Here is a 21,801-nt window from a genome sequence, read left to right as displayed (position 1 = left end):
CAGGAAGCACCGAGCAGGAGAGGTGAGTCGCATGACCGATGTCGCGACAGGGCGTCGTAGTCGGATCACCCCCGAGCGCGAGGCCGAGTTGTACGAGGCCGTGCTCGACCTGCTCCGTGAAGTCGGCTACGACGCCCTGACGATGGACGCCGTGGCAGCCCGCACCCGGTCCAGCAAGGCGACCCTCTACCGCCAGTGGGGCGGCAAGGCCGAGCTGGTGGCGCGAGCGATCCGGCACGGCAAGCCGAGCCGCTTCGACGACGTCGACACCGGGTCCCTGCGGGGCGACTTCCACGCCCTCGCGGCACACCAGGACGACTGCACCATGGAGCAGAACCACGCCCTGATGCGGGGGCTGGCCATGGCGACGCACACCAACCCCGACCTTCAGCGGGCGTTCCGGGAGCACCTCGTCGAACCGGAGAGGGAAGAGTTCCGGCGCGTGCTGCAGCGGGCCGTCGACCGCGGGGAGATCCGCGCCGACAACCCGGCGCTGCAGTTCGTGGTGCACATGTTGATCGGCGCCTTCGCCACGCGCGCCCTCATCGACAACCAGCCGCCCACGCAGGCGTTCCTGCGCTCGTACATCGACGCCGTGGTCCTCCCCGCCCTCGGCGCGCCCACCACCTGACCTGTCCCCGAGCTAGCCCCCACCTGACGTCACCGCTCACGTCGTCGGGCTGATCACCCCTGCCCTGAAACCCCACGACTGACCGGGAGTACGCCCTCGTGGCCACTTTTCTCTACAGACTCGGCCGTCTCGCCTTCCGGCGACGGCACTTCGTCGCCCTGATCTGGGTGGCGCTGCTGACGCTCGCGGGCGTCGGCGCCGCCAGCGCCCCGGCGGCGGGCTCCTCCTCCTTCTCCATCCCCGGCACCGAGGCCCAGAAGGCCTTCGACCTGCTCGAACAGCGCTTCCCGGGGATGAGCGCCGACGGTGCGACCGCCCGTGTCGTCTTCAAGGCGCCCGGCGGGGAGAAGGTGACGGCCAAGGACAACAAGGCGGTCGTCGAGAAGACCGTCAGGGAGCTGCGCTCCGGCTCCGAAGTGGTCTCCGCCGCCGACCCGTTCACCGCGCACGCCGTCAGCAAGAACGGCACGATCGCGTACGCGCAGGTGAAGTACAAGGTCTCCGGGATGGAGCTGAAGGACTCCTCCAAGGACGCCCTGAAGCAGGCCGCGCAGGGCGCGCGGGACGCCGGGCTGACCGTCGAGATCGGCGGTGACGCGCTGCAGGCCGCACCGGAGACGGGCGCGACCGAGGTCATCGGCATCGCTGTCGCCGCGGTCGTCCTCGTCATCACCTTCGGTTCGCTGGTGGCGGCCGGGCTGCCGCTGCTCACGGCCCTGATCGGCGTCGGCATCGGCGTCTCCACGATCACGGCGCTGGCGAACGCGCTGGACCTGGGCACCACGACCTCCACGCTGGCGATGATGATCGGCCTCGCGGTCGGCATCGACTACGCGCTCTTCATCGTCTCCCGCTACCGGGCCGAGCTGGCCGAGGGCCGTGAGCGCGAGGAGGCGGCGGGCCGGGCGGTCGGCACGGCGGGCTCAGCGGTGGTCTTCGCGGGCCTGACCGTGGTGATCGCGCTGGTGGGCCTGTCGGTCGTGAACATCCCGATGCTGACGAAGATGGGCGTCGCGGCGGCCGGCACCGTGGCCATCGCGGTCCTGATCGCGCTCACGATGATCCCGGCGCTGCTCGGGTACGCGGGCCGCAGGGTCAAGCCGGCGGGAGAGAAGAGCAGGCTGCTGGGCGGCGGCCGGGCCGCCGTCGGCAAGAGGGACAAGCCGAACATGGGCACCCGCTGGGCGAGCTTCGTCGTGCGCCGCCCGGTGGCCGTCCTGCTGCTGGGTGTGATCGGCCTCGGTGCCGCGGCCGTTCCGGCGTCCCAGCTGGCACTCGGCCTGCCGGACGACGGTTCCCAGCCGACGTCCACGACCCAGCGCCGGGCGTACGACCTGCTGTCGGAGGGCTTCGGGCCCGGCTTCAACGGGCCGCTGATGGTGGTGGTCGACGCGAAGGCGAGCGACGACCCGAAGGCGGCGGTCGCGACGGTGACCGACGACATCAAGGGCCTGAAGGACGTCACGACGGTCACGCCGGCGACGTACAACAAGGCGGGCGACACGGCGATGATCACGGTCGTCCCCGGCTCCAAGCCGTCCTCGACGACCACCGAGGACCTGGTGCACGGCATCCGGGACACCGGCGCCGGGCTGGAGGCGAAGACGGACGCCAAGCTGCTGGTCACCGGCACGACGGCGATGAACATCGACTTCTCGCAGAAGCTCAACGACGCGCTGATCCCGTACCTGGCGCTGGTGGTCGGCCTCGCCTTCCTCCTCCTGACCGTGGTCTTCCGCTCGATCCTGGTCCCGCTGAAGGCGGCGCTCGGCTTCCTGCTCTCGGTGACGGCGGCGCTCGGCGCGGTGGTCGCGGTGTTCCAGTGGGGCTGGCTGTCCGGCCTGCTGGGCGTCCAGCAGACGGGCCCGATCATGTCGATGATGCCGATCTTCATGGTGGGCGTGGTGTTCGGCCTGGCGATGGACTACGAGGTCTTCCTCGTCACCCGTATGCGTGAGGCGTACGTCCACGGGGAGACCCCCGGCCAGGCGATCGTGACCGGCTTCCGGCACGGTGCGCGAGTGGTGACGGCGGCGGCCGTCATCATGATCGCGGTGTTCTCCGGCTTCATCGGCTCCAGCGAGTCGATGATCAAGATGATCGGCTTCGGCCTCGCGATCGCGGTGTTCTTCGACGCGTTCGTGGTCCGGATGGCGCTGGTTCCGGCGGTCCTGGCGCTGCTGGGCCGCCGGGCGTGGTGGCTGCCGAAGTGGCTGGACCGGGCACTGCCGAACGTGGACGTCGAGGGTGAGGGCCTGCGGGCGGCGGCCGACGCGGCCGATCGCCGGAACCCGGACGCGGATCCGGACCAGGACAGGGAGCTGGTACGGGTCTGAGAGACGGCTTCCGAACGCGAACGGGGCGCCTCACCGGTGGTGGGGCGCCCTGCCTGTGCGTACGGCGACGGGGCTCAGCGCTCTTCGTCGCCGGGCTCGTCGTCGGCGAAGATCTCGGCGGCGGAGGTGGCGGTGATGGCACGGTCGAACCAGCGGGTGAGGGTGCCGAGGTCCTTGCAGGAGGTGACACGCTCGCGGTCGGCGTCGGTGAGGGGGATGGTGCGGCGGTCGAGGATGCGCAGGATGTCCTCGGCCTGTCGTTGGATGTGGCCTTCGGTGCGGCCTTCGGTGCGGCCCTCGTCGCGGCCCTCGTCGCGGATCTCTTCGGACAGGGGTGAGGTGAAGAAGGAAGTGTCGACGGCCACGAGGTTCCTCCAGATTTCGGCGGCTCGGGTCTTGTCGCCCAGGCCCTGAGCGGTGAGTTCCACGTACTTCATCGCGGCCTCCGGATCGGAGACCTCCAGGCCCTTCAGGGCTACCGACAGTGCTTTCAGTATGACATCGACGTCCTGATCGCGGCTGTGCACCATGGCGGACAACACGGCCATCTGGATGTCCTTGGCTGCCTCGGCGGCGTCCTGGATGACGGGTACCTCATCCGGTCCCAGGACCAGGGGACGCAGTGTCAGGGCGGGCCATTCCGGTGGGCCGATGTTCACGGGGCTGGATGCCCACGCGGCGGTACTCCGGTCCTTGCAGAGGACGAGGAGCAGTGGGGGCAACTTGTACTTGGCGTACAGGTGGGCGAGATAGTAGGCCCAGTTCGCGGGCTTGTCCGGGTCCTTCTTTCCCTGAGCCTCGATGGCGACGAGGAATGTGCCCTTCGCTGTCTCCATCTTCAACAGCGAGTCGACGCGTCGTTCCAGGGGGCGGTTCTCCGTGAGGTCGGTCGCGAGTTCGGTGATCGAGGTTGGATCTCCGAACGGGATGTGGAGCATCCGTAAGGCCCGGGTGACAAGGCCGGATTCCTCTTGGAAGACCCGGTGCAGGGCCTCGTGCTGGGAGCTGACCATGACGGGCAGCGGTCCTTTCGTCGGGAACGGTCGTGAGCATATGCCGGTGAACTAGTCCTAAATCCAGCTGAGATAGGAATGATCACCCTTTGGAGTGATGAGTCGCCCTGTGTGCAGCTCCGCCCAGACCGTCTTGAGCGGTGGCGGACCCGGGGCCACGCCCCAGCGATCGGACAGAGCCTCGACGAGCAGGAGCCCACGACCGGACTCGGCGTCCGCAGCCGCCCGATCCAGCCGGGGGAGACGGTCGTCCCGCGCGTCCGTGACCTCGATCCGGAGGGTGTCGCCGACGACGTACATCGTGAGCCGGAAGTCACGGCCCAGCACGCGGCCGTGTGTCACCGCGTTCGCCGCCAGCTCCGCCACCACGTGCGCCGCCGCGTCCAACGGCAGGCCCCATGCGCGCAGTTGCCCGGTCGCGAGCAGGCGGGCCAGGCGGGCACCGCGAGAGGTGGAGGACAACAGGGTCGTGAAGTCGCGAATGAGGGCGGTTTCCTGATTCATGTCACTCAGCGTGGCGGGATGTGCCTACGCTGATGGGCGACTTGGTGTGTGCGTACGGTGACTGTCCGGCGTTTGTCCTGGGCTGTCTCTGCTGTCTGAAGGTGGGTGGGCGTGAGCGAGGGTGCGGACGAGGCGGGCTGGGGAGTGGAACCCGGTGACGAGATCGCACCGTTGGTGGAGGCTGTCGGCCGGCTCCTCAAGTTCTGCCGTGAGGCCGCCGGGATGAGGGTCGTCGAGTTCGCCGATGTCATGGGGTACGGCGAGGATTCGATCCGCAAGGTCGAGCGCGGGGCACGGATCCCACGCGCCGATTTTCTGGACAAGGCGGACGAGATCCTGAAGGCGCAGGGGCATCTGAAGGCCTTCAAGGGGGACATGGAGAAGGCGCGCTACCCGAAGAAGGTCCGGGAGCTGGCGCAGTTGGAGGAGCGGGCCGTCGAGCTTCAGCTGTACGGCAACCACAACATCCATGGGTTGTTGCAGACGGAGGAGTACGCGAGGGCGTTGCTGCAGACCTGGCGGCCCAGGTTGTCGCCCGACGAGCTGGAGCGCGGTGTGGCTGCGCGCATGGCTCGCCAGTCCATCCTCGAGAAGGAGCCCGCGCCTGAACTCAGCTCGTCCAAGAGCAGGTGACGATCGAACGCCCGATCGGGGGGACAATGGTCTTGCGGCGACAACCCGAACGTCTGCTGGAGGTCGCCCAGTTGTCGAACGTCGAACTGCAAGTCATGCCCACCGAACGGGCGGACCACCCGGGAACCGGCGGGCGGATCCAGGTGCTGAGGTTCGGGGACGGCACCGGGGTGGGGCGGACGGACGACGGCTTCGGGGGGCGTCCGGTCTCCGACCCCCGGCAGCTCCGGATCCTCGAACTGCGGTATGGCATCATCCGAGCTCAGGCTCTCCCGCCGAGGGAGTCCCTGGCCTTCATCGAGAAAGCGCTGGGAGCACTATGAGCACGCCGGAACTCCACTGGTTCAAGAGCAGCTACAGCGACAGCAGTAACCCGAGTGACTGCGTCGAGATAGCCGCAACCGCCACCGCCACCCACATCCGCGACTCCAAGACCCCCCAAACACCCCACCTCACCGTCGCCCCCACCACCTGGAATTCGTTCGTGGCCTTTGTGTCCGGCAGCTAACCTGCCGTCCATGACGACGACGCCCGCAGAAGACTCCGGAGCCCACCCTCGTTTCGCTGCGGCCCTCGATGAGCTCGGGCTCGGCGACTTCCGCCCCCGTATCCGCCGCTTCCCGGACGCGACCCGTACCGCTGCCGAGGCCGCCGCCGCGATCGGGTGCGAGCTCAGCCAGATCTGCAAGTCGCTGGTCTTCGCGGCGGACGGGGAGCCGGTGCTCGTGCTGATGGACGGGGCATCGCGGGTGGACGTGGAGCGCGTCCGCGAGGAGCTGGGCGCCGAGAAGGTCACTCGGGCGAAGCCCGATGTCGTGCGGGAGGCCACCGGGTACGCGATCGGAGGCGTACCGCCCTTCGGGCACCGTACGAGGACGCGGGTCCTCGCCGACCGTTCGCTGCTCGACCACGAGACGGTGTGGGCGGCCGCCGGCACCCCGCACACGGTGTTCCCCATGGACCCCAAGTCACTGATCGCCCACGCGGGCGGCACGCTGGTGGACGTGCGCGAGCAGTCCGAGTGACGTCGGCCGTCACCGCGGCGGTGCTGCTCGCCGCGGTCACGCACGCCAGCTGGAACGCCATCGCCCACCGCATCACCGACAAGCTGGTCGGCTTCACGCTGATCTCGGGTGGCGGGGTGCTCATCGGACTGGCGATCGCCCTGTTCGCGCCGGTCCCGGCGGCTCGGGCGTGGCCGTATCTCTTCGTCTCCACCGGCATTCACATCGCGTACTACGCCCTGCTGATGCGCTCCTTCCGGCTCGGCGACTTCGGGCAGGCGTACCCGATCGCCCGCGGCACGGCCCCGCTGGTGGTCACCGTGCTGGCGGCGGTGTTCGCCCACGAGGTGCCGGACGGCTGGGCGGCGGCGGGCATCGCCGTGTCGTGCGCGGGGCTGACCGGGGTCGCGCTGTGGGGGCTGCGCGGGCGCCGGCCGAACTGGGCGGCCATCGGCGCCGCACTCGCCACCGGTCTGACGATCGCCGCGTACACCGTGGTGGACGGGTTGGGCGTACGGGCGTCGGGGTCCTCCCTCGGGTATATCGCCTGGCTGATGGCCGTGCAGGGAGTCGTCATTCCCGCCTATGCCTGGTACCGGTGGCGGGGGGAATTCGCGGGCCGCCTCCGGCCGTTCGCGGCGCTCGGGCTGCTCGGCTCCGCCCTGTCCGTGGCGGCGTACGCCCTCGTGCTGTGGGCCCAGACCCGGGCCGAGCTGGCCCCCATCGCCGCCCTGCGGGAGTCCTCGATCATCGTCGGCGCAGCCATCGGTGCCGTCTTCTTCAAGGAGCGGTTCGGCGCTCCGCGGATCGCGGCGGCCGGGCTGGTGGTCGTCGGGATCGGGCTGATGCTGCACGCGGGTTAGCCGATGCGTCGGGCTTGGTCCCCGTAGGCGTGCCGCGGTTGCCTGCCCAGGCACGGTCGCAGGCGCGACGTGTTCCAGAACGCGCGCTCCAGCCGTTCGGTCAATTCCTGTGTCAATGGTGGTCGAGGCACTGGCCGAGCCGTCCTGCGGGCCCGAGCGCGTCCAACTGCGGCAACCGGGCCTCCTGGTGCTCGGATTGGTTCGGATCCTCGAACCAACAAGACGCTGATGCGGTGGAGGTGCCGACGGGCCGTCAGTTGAGTTGAGGGTCTCTGTGACCCGAGTCAGGGGGTGGCCGTGGCGGTGGTGGACAGGTTCGCCGTGACTGTCCCGCTGCGAACACAGCCCACGGGTCGGGTATGCCCCCGGCATCTCGGTGCTCCGCGAGGCGGGCCCGGACCCGAGGTGCCGTGGGCGCCCCGGGCCGTTGAGGCTCGAATCATTCCGCTGGTGGTCCACGGCCACCCGATGACCTTCTGGTACGTACCGGCGGCGCGGCGATGGGTTGTGGAACGAGGATGCGTCGCATGAGTGTCGCCCGTGATGAAGGATGAGCCGGCTCAGTTCTGCTCAGAGAAGGAATAGTTCACTTGTCGCGTGCATGTCGATCCGCATAGTGTCCAGGCATTCGACCGCCAGGGGGGCGGTCCACTGGAAAGGTGTTTCAAGGGCATCGATGTGCGTCATGCCGCGATTGCCGCCGGCGCGGCCCTGTTGCTCTGCTTCGGGATCGCCGGCACTGCAGTCGCGGATGGGGAGGCGCCGTCGTCAACCGTGGGTAGTTCTGTTCAGGACCAGGACAGTTCGGCCATGGTAGTGGAGACGACCGAGATCGACGACCGTGTCGACCACGAGGATGGAAAGGAGGTGGCCATCGTCGAACCGAAGCGGTGTGACGGCCCGTCGACATGGGTTTCCATCACCTCGAAGCAGGCCTATCACATTCCGTCTTGGTGGAACGGCACCAAGTACAAGGACGGTCCCGGCGGCACCATGACTGTCAGCGTCACCAAGAGCGGCACCATCTCAAGTGAAATGACGGTCGGCGCAGAATCTGAAATGAGCGCGGTCATCGCGAAGGCGAAGGTCAGCGTCAGCGCGAAGATCGCAGGCAGTGTTTCCGTCACGACCGGACACACGTACTCGCGCAACATCTCCAACAACAAGTACGGCCACCTGCAGTACGGGTCTTGGGGCTACAAGGTTTCGTGGGTGAAGTACCGGTCGAGCGGCAATGGCTGCGACGGTGTCAAGCTCGCGAGCGGGCAGGCGACTCTTCCCACGTCCGAGACCGGATGGAAGTACTGGGAAACGTCGTCATGACCGCAATGAAGGCGCATCTCGGGCGCCGTACCTGGGTCATCGGATGTGCCCTGGCGTCGGCATTCTCCCTCGCTTCTTGTACCTCCGACGGCGACCCTGGGTCGGCTCACCCGTCATCGTCGGCGAGTGCGACAGCGCGATCCTCGCCGTCAGCGGAAAAGAAGCTCACTGCCGAGGTGCAGTCGGCTCTTGCAGCCAGCGCAACCAAGCAGAATGCCATGGTCGAGTCAGGGGTGGAGCGCGTCACTGACGGCGTGCACTCCGAACCCTTGTTGGACAAGGGAAACGCCTACAGGCTGTCCGTCGTATGCGCTGGCAGCGGAGATGTGGAGATCGCATTCACCCCGACCAGCGTGTCGTCGAAGAAGGATGTTTCCTGCGATCAGTCTACGTTCCAGCAGCGGTTCACCGGCGTGGACTCGCTGCGCATCGATGTCACCGCCAGGCGTGGTTCGACGGGGATGATCGGATGGCGAATCGATAGGGTTTGACCCGTCGGCTTTGCTCCCACGCCGGCCCTTGGTCGCCTTGGTGGCTTCCAGGGGCCCGACTGACGAAATTGCCTCGTGCCCCCCGGATGACGGCGGCCGGGTTGCCGGTTGTCCGGATGGGGCTGATGCCGCCCGCCGGGTAGGCGCCAACGGAATGCGCGTCCCCTGGGGGAGCATGGGAAGCGCATCAGTCACCGTGCGATCAGAAAGTTGACGTCATGACAGACAAGCTCACCGTGAGTGTCCTCGGTACCGGCATCATGGGGGCCGCGATGGCCCGCAACATCGCCCGCGCCGGACACACCGTCCGCGCCTGGAACCGCACCCGTGACAAGGCCGAGCCGCTCGCCGCCGACGGCGCGCAGATCGCCGGCACCCCCGCGGAGGCGGTGCGGGACGCCGACGTAGTCCTGACCATGCTCTACGACGGCGCCACCGTCCTTCAGGTCATGCGGGAGGCCGCCGACGCCCTGCGTCCCGGCACCGCCTGGGTGCAGTCGACCACCGCCGGGATCGAGGCCACGGGCCGGCTGGCCGCCTTCGCCCGCGAGCACGGCCTGGCCTTCTACGACGCCCCCGTGCTCGGCACCCGCCAGCCCGCGGAGGCCGGGCAGCTGACCGTCCTCGCCGCCGGGCCCGACGAGGGGCGGCAGACGGTGACGCCCGTCTTCGACGCCGTCGGCGCCCGCACGCTGTGGACCGGTCAGGACGGTGCGGCGGGCAGCGCCAGCCGTCTGAAGCTGGTGGCCAACAGCTGGCTCCTCGCCGTCACCGCCGCGACCGGCGAGGTACTGGCCCTGGCCAAGGCCCTGGACGTGGACCCGCAGAAGTTCTTCGACATCATCGCGGGCGGCCCGCTGGACATGGGCTACCTGCACGCCAAGGCCGACCTCCTCCTGAACGGCACGCTGACCCCGGCCAGTTTCGCCGTGGCGACGGCCGAGAAGGACGCCCGTCTGATCGTCCGGGCGGGGGAGGAGCACGGCGTCCGCCTCGACGTTGCCACCGCGACCGCCGAACGCCTCGCCCGCGCCGCCGCCCAGGGCCACGCCGATGAGGACATGGCCGCCGCGTACTTCGCCAGCTTCGAGGAGAAGTCCGGCTCCTGAAGGTTCCGGAGGATTCCCAAGGTGCCCGCGCCGTGCATCGGGGCTCCATGAGGAGCACCCTGGAATCAGCGGTTCCGGAGGTGATCGTCATGGCTATGCACACCGCAGTCGGATGGCATGTGGAACTCGAGTTCGAGGAGGACGACCAGCGGACGCGGGCGGCGGCGCTCGTCCGGCTCCCCGACGGCAAGGAGGTCCGGGCACGCGGGTACGCCAGCCGCCACGGCTCGGACTCGAATCAGCCGCGCGTCGGTGAGGAGATCGCGGGGGCGCGTGCGCTGAACGAGCTGGCGATGCAGCTGCTCACGAAGGCGCACGACGAGATCGACGAGGCGTCGGGGAGGACGTCGCATCCGCTGACGTTCCACTGACGCCCACAGTGAGATCGAACAGCGAGAGCGAGGAGTACCGATTCCGGTGGTGCCCGCACGTCGAGGCGTGCGGGCACCACCGTGTCGTGCCCGGCTACGCCAGCGTCGTACGCACCGCCCGTACCAGCGCCTGTGCCCGCGGGTCCGCTGTCACGCTCTTGTGGAAGCCGTTCGTCACATAGCCGAAGGCGATGCCCGACTCCGGGTCCGCGAAGCCCAGTGCGCCGCCGCGGCCCGGGTGGCCGAAGGAGCCGGGGGCGAGCAGCGGGGACGCGCTGCCGTGGAGCATGTAGCCGAGACCGAAGCGGGTCGGGACCACCAGCACGCGGTCCGGGCCCGCGGAGGCCTCTCGGCGGGCCAGCTCCACCGTCGCCGGGGAGATGAGGCGTACGCCGTCCACCTCGCCGGTCAGCGCGGCGTAGAAGCGGGCCAGCGCGTCGGCCGTCGCGATGCCGTTCGACGCGGGCAGGACCGCCGCCCGGTACCCGGGGTCGTTCTCGTCGGGCTGCGGGGTGATCGCCGCGAAGGCACGGCGGGTCAGGCTCGCCGGGTCCGCGTACGCGTCGGCGACCGCGCGCTTGGGCCGGGTGCGCAGGGCGCCCTCCCGGGCCGGGGCCTCGAGCGGGCCGACCCGGCCGACCCGGTGCGCCTCCGCCTCGGGCAGGCCCACCCACAGGTCAAGGCCCAGCGGCCCGGCGATCTCGGCGGCGATCCACGCGCCGATCGAACGGCCCGTGACCCGCCGCACCAGCTCGCCCGTCAGCCAGCTGTACGTCTGCGCGTGGTAGCCGTGGTCCGTGCCGGGCTCCCAGACGGGGGCCTGCCCGGCCAGCGCTGTGGCCGCCAGGTCGGGGTCGGCGGCCTCGGCCGGGGTGAGCGGGCGGTCCAGGACGGGTACGCCCGCCCGGTGCGCCAGAACCTGCCGCACGGTGGTGCGCTCCTTGCCCCGCGCCTTGTACTCGGGCCAGTGGTGTCCGACCGGCGAGTCCAGGTCCAGCTCCCCGCGCTCGGCCAGCATCAGCAGCACGGCCGCCGCGACGCCCTTGGTCGCCGAGCGCACGACCTGCGCCGTCTCCCGCTGCCAGGGCGCCGTGCCGTCGGCGTCCTTCGTGCCACCCCACAGGTCCACGACCTTGCGCCCGTCCCGGTAGACGGCGACCGCCGCCCCGCGCTCGCCGAGCGCCTCGAAGTTCCGTACGAACGCCTCCCTGACCGGCTCGAAGCCCTCGGCCACAGCGCCGTTCACGTCCACGTCCGCACTCCCGTCCCGATCGTCGATCGCCTGCGACTATGGGCGTAACGCGCGCCTCGAGCCTGCGATTCCTGGGGTTCATCAGCCCAGCACAATCGTTACATCGATGTTCCCGCGGGTGGCGTTCGAGTACGGGCACACCCTGCGGGCCGCCTCCACGAGCCGGGCCGCGACCTCCTGGTCGAGGACGGGCAGCGAGACGTCCGCGCCACCGCGCGGCCGCAGCGCGCTGCTCGTTCGTCACGCGCCCGTCGTCACGGACCGCGGATCGAAGCCGAAGGGCAGTTCCAAACGGTGGGCGCGCATCAGCTCGTCGTCGGCGAGCAGGTCGGCGGTCTTGCCGTCCGCCGCGATCACGCCGTCGCTCAGGATCAGGGAGCGCGGGCACAACTCCAGGCCGTACGGCAGGTCGTGCGTGACCATGAGCACCGTCACGTCCAAGGACCTGAGGATGTCGGCGAGTTCGCGGCGCGAGGCCGGGTCGAGGTTGGAGGACGGCTCGTCCAGGACCAGGATCTCCGGCTCCATGGCGAGGACGGTCGCCACGGCCACCCGGCGGCGCTGACCGAAGGAGAGGTGGTGCGGCGGACGGTCCTTGAACTCCGCCATGCCGACCCGCTCGAGGGCGCGGGCGACGCGCTCCTCCAGGTCCGCGCCCTTCAGTCCGGCCGCCGCCGGCCCGAACGCGACGTCCTCGCGGACCGTCGGCATGAACAACTGGTCGTCCGGGTCCTGGAAGACGATGCCGACCCGGCGGCGGATCTCCGCCATGTGCCGCTTGCCGACGGGCAGCCCGGCGACCTTCACCGTGCCCGTGCCGCCGGTCAGGATGCCGTTGAGGTGCAGCACGAGCGTGGTCTTCCCGGCGCCGTTCGGCCCGAGCAGCGCGACCCGTTCGCCGCGCTCGATGCGGAAGTCGACGCCGAACAGGGCCTGGTGGCCGTCGGGATAGGCGAAGGCCAGACCGGCCACTTCCAGTGACGGTGTCACTTCCGGTGAAGGTGTCACAGCATCCATCCCAGCAGGCAGACGACGAGGGCGGCGAAGGGCAGGGCGAGGGCGTACGACCACTGCGTACGGGACGCGGTCACCTCGTCGATGACCGGCATCGAGCCGGAGTAGCCCCGGCTGACCATGGCCAGGTGCACGCGCTCGCCCCGTTCGTAGGAGCGGATGAACAGCGCGCCCGCCGACTTCGCGAGCACGCCCCAGTGGCGGACGCCGCGCGCCTCGAAGCCGCGCGACTCCCGCGCGATCCGCATCCGCCGCATCTCGTCGGTGATGACGTCGCCGTAGCGGATCATGAAGGAGGCGATCTGCACGAGCAGGGGCGGGAGCTTCAGGCGCTGCAGGCCGAGGAGCAGTTCGCGCAGCTCGGTGGTGGCGGCGAGCAGGACGGAGGCGGCGACGCCGAGGGTGCCCTTGGCGAGGACGTTCCACGCGCCCCACAGGCCGTTCACGCTCAGCGAGAGCCCGAGGACCTCGACGCGCTCGCCCTCGGCCACGAACGGCATGAGCACCGCGAACGCGACGAACGGCACCTCGATCAGCAGCCGCCTCAGCAGGAAACCGGCGGGCACGCGGGCCGCGTACGCCACGAGGGCGAGGAGGCCGGCGTACAGCGCGAACGCCCACATCGCCTCGCGCGGGGTGGAGACCACGACCACCACGAAGGCGAACGCGGCGGCGAGCTTGGTGTGCGGCGGCAGGGCGTGCACGGGGGAGTGCCCGTGCCGGTACAACCGATGGGCGTGGCCGGCGCCCATGTCAGCTGGCCCGCGAGGGTTCGGCCGTCCGCCGCCTGCGGACGGCCCAGAAGACCGCGCTGCCCGCGACCAAGGTGACCCCGACGCCGATCACTCCGGCGAGGCCGCCGGAGAGGCGGGCGTCGGCGATGTCCTTGACCCCGTAGTCGGCGAGCGGGGAGTCGGCCGTCGCGTGCGGCTCGGTCCTCCGGTCGATGCCCTGGTCCTTGGCGACCTTCTCCAGGCCGTCCGGGCTGGCGGAGGCGTAGAAGCTGACGAAGCCGGCGAGGAGCAGAGAGGTGACCAGGCCGGTGACCCACAGCTTGCGGTGGTGGGGGTACCTCCCTGCTCGAGCGGAGACGAGAGCTTGGGGTCGGGCGGCGGCCACCGGGACGGCGGGCTCGGCGCCGGGCGCGTCGACCAGTTGACCGTTCACCCGCAGCTTGAGCTTCTGCTCCAGGCCCCGCGCCCCGTACACCAGGTCGGGCCGTACGGCGATGACGGCGCCGACCGTGAGCGCGGTGATCGTGGCCTCGCCGATGCCGATGAGGACGTGGACGCCGATCATCGCGGTGGCGACCTTGGAGATGGCCACGTCGGTCGTACCACCCACGGCGTAGATCAGCGTGAAGGCGACCGCGGCGGCCGGCACCGAGACCAGCGCGGCGACGAAGGAGGCGACGGTGACCGAGCGCCGCCTGCGCGGCAGCACCTTCACCAGGCCGCGGAAGACGGCGTACGACACGACGGTCGTCACGACCGCCATGTCGGTGATGTTCACGCCGAGCGCGGTCAGACCGCCGTCCGCGAAGAGGATGCCCTGCATGAGCAGGACGACCGAGACGCACAGGACCCCGGTGCAGGGCCCGACGAGTATCGCGGCCAGCGCGCCGCCCAGCAGATGCCCGCTGGTGCCCGCGGCCACGGGGAAGTTCAGCATCTGCACCGCGAAGATGAACGCGGCCACCAGGCCGGCCAGCGGGGCGGTGCGCTCGTCGAGCTCACGCCGGGCGCCTCTCAGGCTGACGGCCAGGGCGCCGGCGGCGAGAACACCGGTCGCGGCGGAGGTGGGGGCGTCGATGAATCCGTCCGGGACATGCACCGTTCGAGGATAGCGGCTTATTGCGACCACTTTGCAAGAGCTTGAGCGTTGTGGAAAGCGCACGGGGCGCGCACTGTGGCAAGCGACACTCGCATCGGAGGCCGGTGGCGCCCATATGTGCGACATTGGATGGGTAGCGGATTCACAGCTTCTGCTCGGGTGACGCAGCGTGAGGAGTGGTCCGATGTCCGTGGTGGAACAGTACGCGCGAGCCCATGTCGTCACCGACTCCCCGGAAACTCCTGACGCCGTCCCCGTCGTCCTGCGCTACGACCCGGACGCCGACCCCCGCTCGGTGCGCATCGGCCTGCCCGGCCCGCATGAGTGGGCCTTCTCCCGGGACCTCCTGGAGCAGGGCCTGAACGCTCCGGCGGGTACGGGCGAGGTTCGCATCTGGCCGTGCGGCCGGGTCCAGGCCGTGATGGAGTTCCACTCGCCGCAGGGCGTGGAAGTGGTGCAGTTCGAGTCGAAGGCCCTGATGCGGTTCCTGCGCCGGACGTACACGGTGGTGGCGGGGCCGGGGCGGTAGGGTGCGTCACCGGCAACGCCCTCGGCGGCACCGAGCGTCCGAGGGATCGGCTTCCCGTCCGGGGGAGGGGACAGCTTCCTGTGCGCGGACAGCTCCCGCCCCGGGGCTCAGCTTCCGGCGCGCAGCAGCGCCGCCACGATCGGGGCTCAGCTTCCGGCGCGCCGCAGCGCCGCCACGATCGGGCCTCAGCTTCCCGCGCGCCGCAGCGCCGCCACGATCGGGCCTCAGCTTCCCGCGCGCAGCAGCGCCGCCACGATCGGGCCCGCCGTGTCGCCGCCGTGGCCGCCTGCCTGGACCACGCCCGCGGCGGCCAGGTCGCCCTTGTAGGCCGTGAACCAGCCGTTCGGCTTCTTCTGGCCGTCGACCTCCGCCGAACCCGTCTTCGCGCCGGAGTCCGGGCCCAGCCCCGCCATCGCCTTGGCGGCCGTGCCGTACGCCGCCGTGTACTGCATGACCTCCTTCAGCTCGGACTGGGTCTTCGCGGACATGGTGCGCGAGGCCTTCGCGAGCGTCCGGTCGTCCACCGTCGGGGACACCAGGTACGGCTGGTGGAAGACGCCGGTCTGCACCGTCGAGGCCACAGACGCCATGTTCAGCGGGTTCATGCGCACCCCGCCCTGGCCGATCAGCGAGGCGCCCATCTGCGCGCCGCTCTGCACCGGGATCGAGCCGTCGAAGGTGGGGACGCCGATGGACCAGTTGTTCAGGCCGAGGCCATAGACCTGCTGGGCCTCCTCGGTCAGGTCGCTGTTGGACAGCTTCGGCGCGAAGTTGATGAAGGCGTTGTTGCAGGAGGCCGCGAAGCTCAGCTTGAACGAGCCCTGCTTGATCTCCGAGTCGTCGTCGTTGTGGAACGTCCAGCCGGCCAGCTTGTACGTCTTGGGGCAGGGGTGCGACGCCTCGGGGGTGACGAGCCCCTTCTCGAACAGCATCGTCGACGTGATGATCTTCATCGTGGAGCCGGGGGCCAGCGAGCCCTGGAAGGCGACGTTGAAGCCGTGGCTGGTGTTGGCGACGGCGAGGATCTCGCCGGTCGACGGGCGCATGACGACGACCGAGGCGTTCGCCTGCTTGGCGACCTGCTGCTCGGCAGCCGCCTGGAGCGTCGGGCTCAGCGTCGTCTTCACCGTGCCCGGCGTGCCCTCGCTCAGCGTCACCAGCGTCTTGTCGGGCGTCTTCTCCTTGCCCTTCGCCGCCGCCTTGCGCACGATCCGCAGCTCGATGCCCGCCGTGCCGCCGGCCTTCTTGCCGTACTTCTCGCGCAGGCCGTCCAGCACCGTGCCCAGCGACGGGTACTTGGCCGCGGTGATCTCGCCGCCATCGCGATCCAGCGTCTTGACCGGGGGTGTGCCCGCCTCGCCGGTCACCAGGCGGTCGCCGTCCGTCAGGTCCGGGTGCACCACCGACGGCTGCCACCGCACGAGCGGCACGCCGTCGTTCGCCCGCCGCACCACGGTCAGCTTCGAGTCGTACGTGAACGGCTTGCTCACGCCCCGGTACGACACCGTGGCCTTGACGGAGAACGGGACCGTCGCCCCGGTGGGGGTGCCGGGGGTCAGCGTGACGCCCGTGATGTGCGCGTCCTTGCGATAGCCGGTCAGCGCCGCTGTGGCGGCGGCCGAGTCGTCCGTGGCACCCGCCGCCTTCGCCGCGTCGCCCCGCTGCCAGGCCGTGAGGAACGCGGTGGCCGTCGCGTGGACCTCTGAGGCGGACGGCGGCCCGATCCTCACCAGCTTCCGGTGGCCCGAGGCCGCGTTGCGGTCGTCGGCCGCCGCGCCGCCGCCCAGCAGGCTGTAGGCGCCGACGGCGCCGCCCAGCCCGATGACGGCGATCAGCCCGCCGATCACCAGCGGCCGGCTGTTGTTGCGCCCGGCGACGCGCCTTCTCTTGCCCACAGCTCCCGGTCCTCCGCAGTTCCCAGGTCCCCCATTGCCCTCACAGTCCTCAACGAGAACAACACACTAGAGTCCCGCGGTGACACGGGTGACTTCAGCTGCCCGTTCGTAGCACAGCTGCGACAATAGGACCGGCCGCGTCGCCGCCGTGCCCGCCCTCCTGGGTCATGGCCGCCGCCGCGATGTCGCCCCGGTAGCCGGTGAACCAGCTGTTGGACTTCGCCTGCCCGTCGACCTCCGCGGACCCGGTCTTCGCGCCGATGTCACCGCTGAGCCCCGCCATCACCTGCGCGGCGGTGCCCTGGGTCGCCGTCAGCCGCATCATCGCCCGCAGCTGCGCGACCGTGCTCGCGGACAGCCCCTTGGCGGTGGCCAGTTCGCGGTGGTCGAGGTCGGGGGAGACCAGGTACGGCTGCCGGAACGTGCCCGTGATCGCGGTCGCCGTGACCGACGCCATGTTCAGCGGGCTCATCTGGACCTGACCCTGGCCGATGGCGTTGGCGGCGCGGTCCGGGCCGGTGGAGGCGGGAACGCTGCCGTCGAAGGAGACGATGCCCGTCTTCCAGTTGTTCTGCCCGAGCCCGAACCGCTCCTCGGCCTCGTCGGTCAACGATTCGTCCGTAATGGGCTTCTCGTCGATCAGCTTGACGAACGCCGTGTTGCACGACCGCATGAAGCTGTTCGCCAGTGTGGCCCTCTCGTTGGGAACCATGCCCTGGAGGTTGTGGAAGGTCTGGCTCTGCCAGGTGGCCGTCGGCGTGCAGGGCGCGGGGCCGTTCATCGTGGTGACGCCGTTGTCGATGAGCATCGCCGACGTGATGATCTTCATCGTGGAGCCGGGGGCGAGCCGCCCCTCGAACGCCGCGTTGAACTCGTCCCGGCGGTGGTTGGCGACCGCGAGCACCTCACCCGTACTCGGCTTTACCGCCACCACGGACGACTCCGTGTACTTCTGGACGGCCCGCTCGGCTACGGCCTGCGCGGTGGCACTGAGCGTGGTGCGCAGCTTGCCGGGCGTGCCCTCGGCGAGCGTCAGCAGGGTCTTGCCGGGTGTGTTCACGTCGGCGCGCTGGACCGACAGCTCGATGCCGGGTCTGCCGCCCGCCGTGTCGCCGTACTCCTCGCGCAGGGCGTCCAGGATCGGACCCAGGGACGGGTACTTGTCCTTCGTCAGCACCGCCCCGTTGCGGTCCACCGCCTCGATCGGCGGGGCCTTGGCCTCCCCGGTGACGAGCGTGTCGCCCTTCTCCAGGGCCGGATGGACGACGGACGGCTGCCAGTCGACCAGCGCCCGCCCGGTGGTCACGCCGCGTACGACGGTCAGCCTGCTGGCGTAGGCGAGCGGCTTGGACTTCCCCTCGTAGGACACCGTCGCCTTCACGGAGAACGGCACCGTGTCCCCGCTGGGCGCGCCCGGCGTGATGTGCACGCCGGTGATGTGCGCACTGGACCCGTAGGCGCTGAGCAGCTGCCCCGCGGCGTCGGAGTTGTTCGTGTACGAGGCCGCCGTGGCCGCGTCGCCCTTCTCCCAGGCGGCGAAGAACCTGCCGGTCGCCTCCTTGACCTCACCGGCCGACGGCGGCCCGGTCTTCACCTGCGCGGCCCCTTGGGAACCGCCCCCGGAACCCTCGTTCAGCGCGCTCAGCATGTTGTAGGCGCCGTACCCGGCCCCTGCGACCATCACCGCGAACACCCCGCTCACGATGACGACCTTGACCCCCTTGCGCATGGCACACAGCCCCCTCCCCGTAGGCCTCGCACTGTAGGCAGCCCGAGGGGCGGTTGGGGGCTGTGTGGTCGTTCGTTGTCGAAGAGTGATCAGAAATATGACCTGAACCCACGCATCCAGCCACGTACGTGAATGCCAGTACGTGAGCGGGGCGGCCCCGCCATCACCTGAGGGCGAGGCCACGGTCGGCGGGCGGTACGCCGGTCAGGAGACGTCGGCGCGCACCGGGTCGCCGAACAGGTCCTCGGTGTACGTACTTCGCGGTGAACGCGCCCTCGCCCTTCTTGCCGCTGTTGTTGATCGTGATCAGCGACGCCGGTGCGTTGCCGCAGAGCCGTCAGAGGGGGCCGGCGACAGCCGTCGACGCTCGGCAACGACAACGAGGGCGCGGCCGGCCGCCGCGCCCTCGTGGTGTCTCCGCCCAGCTAGACCCAGGTGTCCAGCCACATCCGCGACCGCCAGGAGTCGATCGGGATCGCCGTGCCCGTGTACAGGGGCCAGAAGTAGATGAAGTTCCACGCGATCAGCAGGACCAGGACGCCCGCGCCCGCCGCTCCCGCGATCCGGCGGCGTTCGTCCGCGCCGGGTGGGCCGAGGAGGGCGCCGATCATCATCGCGACCGCGAGGCACAGGAACGGCACGAAGACGACCGCGTAGAAGTAGAAGATCGTGCGCTCCTGGTACAGGAACCAGGGCAGGTAGCCGGCCGCGACACCGCACGCGATGGCGCCCGCGCGCCAGTCGCGGCGGAATGCCCAGCGCCACAGCACGTACACGAGCGCGAAGCAGGCCGCCCACCACAGCAGCGGGGTGCCGAGTGCGAGGACCTCGCGGGCGCACTTCTCGCCCGCGTCCGTGGGGCAGCCCGCCTCACCCGGGTTCGGGGACTCGTAGAAGTACGAGACCGGGCGGCCCACCACGATCCAGCTCCACGGGTTCGACTGGTACGTGTGCGGGGACGTCAGGCCGACGTGGAACAGATAGACCTCGTGCTCGTAGTGCCACAGGCTGCGCAGCCAGTCGGGCAGGAAGGTCCAGTTGCCGCCCTTGCCGTCGGTGGCCGCCCAGTTGCGGAAGTAGCCGCCGGAGCCGTTGGCCGGGGACAGGATCCAGCCGGTCCAGGAGGCCAGGTACACCGCGAGCGCGACCGGGACCGTCGCCAGGAAGGTCAGGCCCGTGTCCCGCTTGAGGACCGTGACGTAAGGGCGGCGGGCGCCCGCGACCCGGCGCGCGCCCACGTCCCACAGCAGGGCCATCGCACAGAACGCGGCCAGGAAGTACAGGCCGTTCCACTTCGTGCCGATCGCGAGGCCGAGCATCAGGCCCGCCAGCCAGCGCCACGGACGCCGTGCGAAGCGGGTGGTCTCGGCGGTGTGCGCGTCCGGGCGCACCCGGCCGTCCGCGTCCACAGGGAGGGCCGCCGCCAGCTTGGCGCGCGCTCTGTCCCGGTCGACGAGCAGGCAACCGAAGGCCGCGAGCACGAAGAACTCCAGCACGCCGTCGAGCAGCGAGGTGCGGCTCATCACGAACTGCAGCCCGTCCACCGCCAGCAGCCCGCCCGCCAGACAGCCCAGGAAGGTGGACCGGAACAGGCGGCGGCCGATACGGCACAGCAGCAGCACCGCCAGCGTGCCGAGCAGGGCCGTCATGAAGCGCCAGCCGAACGGGTCGAAGCCGAAGATCAGCTCGCCCAGGCCGATGACGTACTTGCCGACCGGCGGATGCACGACGTACGCGGCGTCCGTCGGGACCGGCACATGGCCGTTGTGCCGAAGGATGAGGTCGTTGGCGTCCTTGGCCCAGTTCGCCTCGTACCCGTTGTGGACGAGCGCCCACGCGTCCTTCGCGTAGTACGTCTCGTCGAATATCACCGCCCTGGGGCTGCCCAGGTTCCAGAACCGCATCAGCCCCGCGATCAGCGTCACGAGCAGCGGGCCGCCCCACGCCGACCAGCGCGTGATCCGGTCGGCGACGTCCGACCGCAGGCCGATCGTCGCCCAGATGCGCGGGCTGGGCCGGTTGTACGGCGGCACGAGCCGGTCGCGGACGTCGCTTCTCGGGCGCGCCGCGTAACCGAAACGGCGCAGCCGCTGCTGCCACGACGGCCGCGGCTCTTCGGCGGCCTGGCCCTGCCGGGTGTCCGTGGAGGACGCGGTACTGGTCACCGCGCCATCGTAGGGAACCCGTCTGTGTGAGTCCCGCGTACGGCGCCTGCGAGGATGGAAACGTGACAGTTGCACCTGGGACTACGACCGGAACCCTGGTCCTCGCCGGAACCCCCATCGGGGACATCGCGGACGCGCCGCCGCGGCTCGCCGAGGAGCTGGCCACCGCCGATGTGATCGCCGCCGAGGACACGCGCCGGCTGCGCCGGCTCACCCAGGCGCTGGACGTCCAGCCGGCGGGGCGTGTCGTGTCGTACTTCGAGGGCAACGAGTCCGCCCGGACACCGGAGCTGGTCGAGGCCCTGGCGGGCGGGGCGCGGGTGCTGCTCGTCACCGACGCGGGGATGCCGTCCGTGTCGGACCCCGGGTACCGGCTGGTGGCCGCCGCCGTGGAGAAGGACATCCGGGTGACCGCCGTGCCGGGGCCGTCCGCCGTGCTCACCGCGCTGGCGCTGTCCGGGCTGCCGGTTGACCGGTTCTGCTTCGAGGGGTTCCTGCCGCGCAAGGCGGGGGAGCGGCTGTCGCGGCTGCGCGAGGTCGCCGAGGAGCGGCGCACGCTGGTGTACTTCGAGGCCCCGCACCGGCTCGACGACACGCTCGCCGCGATGGCGGAGGTGTTCGGGGGCGAGCGGCGGGCCGCGGTGTGCCGCGAGCTGACCAAGACGTACGAGGAGGTCAGGCGCGGCTCGCTGGGGGAGCTGGCGGCGTGGGCAGCCGAGGGCGTACGCGGCGAGATCACGGTCGTGGTGGAGGGCGCCGGCGAGAAGGCCCCCGAGGAGCTGGACGCGGCCGAGCTGGTGCGCCGGGTGCGCGTCCGCGAGGAGGCCGGAGAGCGCCGCAAGGAGGCCATCGCGGCGGTCGCGGCGGAGGCGGGCCTGCCGAAGCGGGAGGTCTTCGACGCGGTGGTGGCGGCGAAGAACGCGAACGCGGCGGGCTGAGCCCCGGCGCTCCCCGCTCCCGGCGGGCGGTTCCGGCCCCTCGGCGCGGCGTCCGGGCGATGCGCGCCGCCATGATCGCTGGATACCCGTGTGAGGGGGCTCGTACCCGTTCTGAGCAGGGCGCATCTCTCCTGAGCGTGCGCCCCATAGGGCGGCAAAGGGCTGTCG

General features: G+C 70.4%; 20 protein-coding genes and 2 pseudogenes. 12 read left to right on the top strand and 10 right to left on the bottom strand.

The window, feature by feature from the left end:
* The first annotated feature begins 31 nt into the window (after window positions 1-31).
* The gene (locus AB0N14_RS21625) at window positions 32-631 is read left to right on the top strand and encodes a TetR/AcrR family transcriptional regulator (protein ID WP_366027318.1); all 600 of its coding nucleotides are present in this window, start codon (window positions 32-34) and stop codon (window positions 629-631) included.
* A 98-nt stretch (window positions 632-729) separates the two neighbouring features.
* On the top strand, window positions 730-2,967 hold the full coding sequence (locus tag AB0N14_RS21620) for an MMPL family transporter (protein WP_366027317.1): 2,238 nt from the start codon (window positions 730-732) through the stop codon (window positions 2,965-2,967).
* Window positions 2,968-3,041: 74 nt separating this feature from the next.
* Here AB0N14_RS21620 and AB0N14_RS21615 read toward each other — a convergent pair whose 3' ends face one another.
* A complete protein-coding gene (locus AB0N14_RS21615; RefSeq protein WP_366027316.1) occupies window positions 3,042-3,980 on the bottom strand; it encodes a hypothetical protein in 939 nt (312 codons plus the stop codon).
* Between the two features lie 57 nt (window positions 3,981-4,037).
* Window positions 4,038-4,484, bottom strand: coding sequence for an ATP-binding protein (locus AB0N14_RS21610; RefSeq protein ID WP_366027315.1), 447 nt, complete (start codon window positions 4,482-4,484; stop codon window positions 4,038-4,040).
* 105 nt (window positions 4,485-4,589) lie between these two features.
* Here AB0N14_RS21610 and AB0N14_RS21605 point away from each other — a divergent pair.
* The 8 genes and pseudogenes from AB0N14_RS21605 to AB0N14_RS21570 all read left to right on the top strand — a co-directional run bounded on the left by AB0N14_RS21605 (window position 4,590) and on the right by AB0N14_RS21570 (window position 10,278).
* Window positions 4,590-5,440, top strand: a pseudogene (locus tag AB0N14_RS21605) (helix-turn-helix transcriptional regulator).
* Entirely contained in the window at window positions 5,437-5,625 is a 189-nt protein-coding gene (locus AB0N14_RS21600) for a DUF397 domain-containing protein (RefSeq protein ID WP_366027314.1), read from the top strand. Before AB0N14_RS21605 ends, AB0N14_RS21600 begins: the two are co-directional and overlap by 4 nt.
* A gap of 10 nt (window positions 5,626-5,635) precedes the next feature.
* A complete protein-coding gene (locus tag AB0N14_RS21595; RefSeq protein ID WP_366027313.1) occupies window positions 5,636-6,142 on the top strand; it encodes a YbaK/EbsC family protein in 507 nt (168 codons plus the stop codon).
* The gene (locus AB0N14_RS21590) at window positions 6,139-6,984 is read left to right on the top strand and encodes a DMT family transporter (RefSeq protein ID WP_366027312.1); all 846 of its coding nucleotides are present in this window, start codon (window positions 6,139-6,141) and stop codon (window positions 6,982-6,984) included. Before AB0N14_RS21595 ends, AB0N14_RS21590 begins: the two co-directional genes overlap by 4 nt.
* Before the next feature lie 597 nt (window positions 6,985-7,581).
* Entirely contained in the window at window positions 7,582-8,307 is a 726-nt protein-coding gene (locus AB0N14_RS21585; protein WP_366027311.1) for a hypothetical protein, read from the top strand.
* Window positions 8,304-8,798, top strand: a complete 495-nt coding sequence (locus AB0N14_RS21580) for a hypothetical protein (RefSeq protein ID WP_366027310.1) — start codon at window positions 8,304-8,306, stop codon at window positions 8,796-8,798. Before AB0N14_RS21585 ends, AB0N14_RS21580 begins: the two co-directional genes overlap by 4 nt.
* A 218-nt stretch (window positions 8,799-9,016) precedes the next feature.
* Window positions 9,017-9,907 (top strand): NAD(P)-dependent oxidoreductase, encoded by an 891-nt coding sequence (locus AB0N14_RS21575; protein ID WP_366027309.1) that lies wholly within the window; start codon window positions 9,017-9,019, stop codon window positions 9,905-9,907.
* An 89-nt stretch (window positions 9,908-9,996) separates the two neighbouring features.
* On the top strand, window positions 9,997-10,278 hold the full coding sequence (locus AB0N14_RS21570; RefSeq protein WP_366027308.1) for a DUF1876 domain-containing protein: 282 nt from the start codon (window positions 9,997-9,999) through the stop codon (window positions 10,276-10,278).
* Between the two features lie 94 nt (window positions 10,279-10,372).
* Here AB0N14_RS21570 and AB0N14_RS21565 read toward each other — a convergent pair whose 3' ends face one another.
* The 5 genes and pseudogenes from AB0N14_RS21565 to AB0N14_RS21545 all read right to left on the bottom strand — a co-directional run bounded on the left by AB0N14_RS21565 (window position 10,373) and on the right by AB0N14_RS21545 (window position 14,377).
* Window positions 10,373-11,530, bottom strand: coding sequence for a serine hydrolase domain-containing protein (locus AB0N14_RS21565; protein ID WP_366027307.1), 1,158 nt, complete (start codon window positions 11,528-11,530; stop codon window positions 10,373-10,375).
* Window positions 11,531-11,611: 81 nt separating this feature from the next.
* A pseudogene (locus AB0N14_RS21560) lies at window positions 11,612-11,731 on the bottom strand (organic hydroperoxide resistance protein); the annotation flags it as partial.
* 39 nt (window positions 11,732-11,770) lie between these two features.
* On the bottom strand, window positions 11,771-12,547 hold the full coding sequence (locus AB0N14_RS21555; RefSeq protein WP_366027306.1) for an ABC transporter ATP-binding protein: 777 nt from the start codon (window positions 12,545-12,547) through the stop codon (window positions 11,771-11,773).
* Window positions 12,535-13,296, bottom strand: coding sequence for a cobalt ECF transporter T component CbiQ (gene cbiQ / locus AB0N14_RS21550; protein WP_263230400.1), 762 nt, complete (start codon window positions 13,294-13,296; stop codon window positions 12,535-12,537). The genes AB0N14_RS21555 and cbiQ overlap by 13 nt, the downstream gene beginning before the upstream one ends.
* Window position 13,297: 1 nt before the next feature.
* Entirely contained in the window at window positions 13,298-14,377 is a 1,080-nt protein-coding gene (locus tag AB0N14_RS21545; protein WP_366027305.1) for an energy-coupling factor ABC transporter permease, read from the bottom strand.
* Between the two features lie 184 nt (window positions 14,378-14,561).
* Between AB0N14_RS21545 and AB0N14_RS21540 the strand changes: the two genes are divergently transcribed.
* Window positions 14,562-14,906 carry an SsgA family sporulation/cell division regulator gene (locus tag AB0N14_RS21540; RefSeq protein WP_366027304.1) on the top strand — a complete coding sequence of 115 codons (345 nt, stop codon included), beginning with the start codon at window positions 14,562-14,564 and terminating at the stop codon, window positions 14,904-14,906.
* Between the two features lie 224 nt (window positions 14,907-15,130).
* Here the strand turns inward: AB0N14_RS21540 and AB0N14_RS21535 are convergent, their stop codons facing one another.
* The 3 genes from AB0N14_RS21535 to AB0N14_RS21525 all read right to left on the bottom strand — a co-directional run bounded on the left by AB0N14_RS21535 (window position 15,131) and on the right by AB0N14_RS21525 (window position 20,695).
* On the bottom strand, window positions 15,131-16,801 hold the full coding sequence (locus tag AB0N14_RS21535) for a penicillin-binding transpeptidase domain-containing protein (protein WP_366027303.1): 1,671 nt from the start codon (window positions 16,799-16,801) through the stop codon (window positions 15,131-15,133).
* A gap of 94 nt (window positions 16,802-16,895) precedes the next feature.
* Window positions 16,896-18,530 carry a penicillin-binding transpeptidase domain-containing protein gene (locus AB0N14_RS21530; protein ID WP_366027302.1) on the bottom strand — a complete coding sequence of 545 codons (1,635 nt, stop codon included), beginning with the start codon at window positions 18,528-18,530 and terminating at the stop codon, window positions 16,896-16,898.
* A 425-nt stretch (window positions 18,531-18,955) separates the two neighbouring features.
* Complete coding sequence (locus AB0N14_RS21525; RefSeq protein ID WP_366027301.1) at window positions 18,956-20,695, bottom strand: phospholipid carrier-dependent glycosyltransferase; 1,740 nt, start codon at window positions 20,693-20,695, stop codon at window positions 18,956-18,958.
* A gap of 62 nt (window positions 20,696-20,757) precedes the next feature.
* On the opposite strand from AB0N14_RS21525, the gene rsmI reads away from it, so the two are divergent.
* Entirely contained in the window at window positions 20,758-21,633 is an 876-nt protein-coding gene (gene rsmI, locus AB0N14_RS21520) for a 16S rRNA (cytidine(1402)-2'-O)-methyltransferase (protein ID WP_366027300.1), read from the top strand.
* Window positions 21,634-21,801 lie beyond the last annotated feature (168 nt).

Source organism: Streptomyces sp. NPDC051104 (assembly GCF_040682835.1).
Taxonomy (GTDB): Bacteria; Actinomycetota; Actinomycetes; order Streptomycetales; family Streptomycetaceae; genus Streptomyces; species Streptomyces cynarae.
The sequence above is the reverse complement of the archived record's forward strand: the minus strand, read 5'-3'. Positions and strand labels throughout refer to the sequence as shown.

Excerpts from the sequence above, each read along its gene's own strand:
- AB0N14_RS21555 (WP_366027306.1), bottom strand. The coding sequence starts at position 12,547 with ATGGATGCTGTGACACCTTCACCGGAAGTGACACCGTCACTGGAAGTG.
- AB0N14_RS21600 (WP_366027314.1), top strand. The coding sequence starts at position 5,437 with ATGAGCACGCCGGAACTCCACTGGTTCAAGAGCAGCTACAGCGACAGC.
- AB0N14_RS21570 (WP_366027308.1), top strand. The coding sequence starts at position 9,997 with ATGGCTATGCACACCGCAGTCGGATGGCATGTGGAACTCGAGTTCGAG.
- AB0N14_RS21540 (WP_366027304.1), top strand. The coding sequence starts at position 14,562 with ATGTCCGTGGTGGAACAGTACGCGCGAGCCCATGTCGTCACCGACTCC.
- AB0N14_RS21625 (WP_366027318.1), top strand. The coding sequence starts at position 32 with ATGACCGATGTCGCGACAGGGCGTCGTAGTCGGATCACCCCCGAGCGC.
- AB0N14_RS21530 (WP_366027302.1), bottom strand. The coding sequence starts at position 18,530 with ATGCGCAAGGGGGTCAAGGTCGTCATCGTGAGCGGGGTGTTCGCGGTG.
- AB0N14_RS21595 (WP_366027313.1), top strand. The coding sequence starts at position 5,636 with ATGACGACGACGCCCGCAGAAGACTCCGGAGCCCACCCTCGTTTCGCT.
- AB0N14_RS21575 (WP_366027309.1), top strand. The coding sequence starts at position 9,017 with ATGACAGACAAGCTCACCGTGAGTGTCCTCGGTACCGGCATCATGGGG.
- AB0N14_RS21580 (WP_366027310.1), top strand. The coding sequence starts at position 8,304 with ATGACCGCAATGAAGGCGCATCTCGGGCGCCGTACCTGGGTCATCGGA.
- AB0N14_RS21610 (WP_366027315.1), bottom strand. The coding sequence starts at position 4,484 with ATGAATCAGGAAACCGCCCTCATTCGCGACTTCACGACCCTGTTGTCC.
- cbiQ (WP_263230400.1), bottom strand. The coding sequence starts at position 13,296 with ATGGGCGCCGGCCACGCCCATCGGTTGTACCGGCACGGGCACTCCCCC.
- AB0N14_RS21615 (WP_366027316.1), bottom strand. The coding sequence starts at position 3,980 with ATGGTCAGCTCCCAGCACGAGGCCCTGCACCGGGTCTTCCAAGAGGAA.